Origin of the sequence: Shimia litoralis (assembly GCF_005518135.1) — a bacterium.
GTDB lineage: Bacteria > Pseudomonadota > Alphaproteobacteria > Rhodobacterales > Rhodobacteraceae > Shimia_E > Shimia_E litoralis.
This window is the reverse complement of sequence record NZ_SULI01000069.1, coordinates 1-871: the sequence shown is the minus strand read 5'-3', so window position 1 is coordinate 871 and position 871 is coordinate 1. Positions and strand designations below refer to the sequence as shown.

At 47.6% G+C, this 871-nt stretch carries 1 pseudogene; it reads left to right on the top strand.

Annotation, left to right across the window (positions count from 1 at the left end):
* A pseudogene (locus FAP39_RS17370) lies at positions 1–808 on the top strand (ABC transporter ATP-binding protein); the annotation flags it as partial.
* Between the last annotated feature and the right edge of the window lie 63 nt (positions 809–871).

Below are 871 nucleotides of genomic sequence, written 5' to 3'. Positions count from 1 at the left end.
CCCTCGCAGGATAACTGTGTCCCGCGCCTACACGCGTTTATGCAGTACGAAACTTTGCGACAGAACCATTGGTTTTCAGGTTGTCGAAAATCCACCGCATTGGCTGCATATGGTGCTACACCTAGTATTGGTAATAGCGCCTCTTGCGACACTATTCGCATGTTTATTACTTTCGGTTCAGGTCGTCCGGCGTGCGGCACAAAATAAACTCTTCTCTAAACAAGACCGCGCTGAATATTTGCTTGTGCGACGTTTATTAGGGCTGCGCTGGCAAGAGCAAGTCGTAATAATCGTTCTTGGAATATTGGCACAGCCAGTTTTGTACGCGACCCTCGAACTGCCAAAGCGTATCGTGAACGGCGCTATTCAATCCAATAACTTTCCCGTCGATTTGCTCGGTTTTCAATACACACAGCTCGATTTGCTTATCTTGCTTTCGGTATTGTTCCTCATTGCTCTGCTGCTGAATGGAGTTATAAAATACTACATCAATATAAAAAAGGGAGAGATCGGGGAGCGAACGCTCTTGAAGCTTCGTTTTTTGCTATATCGGGCCTGGCGCGGTGCACCGGAACGGCAGCGCAAGTCAGAAGTCATTCCATTGTCGACAAATGAAATCGAACCCATCGGAGGGTTTGCTGGCGAGGTACTAGGCACACCTGTATTCCAAGGTGGAACCTTGGCCACTGTCTTGTTGTTCATGTTCATCCAAGATCCGATATTGGGTGCCGCTGCTTTGACACTTGTTCCCGTTCAACTGTTCGTCATACCTACGTTACAGAAGTGGGTAAACGAACGGATGAGATGAAGTGGTCCTGCTTTTTAGGACAGGTTTGCGGCTTGGCTAAGATGCATCTGGTTTATGTTCATG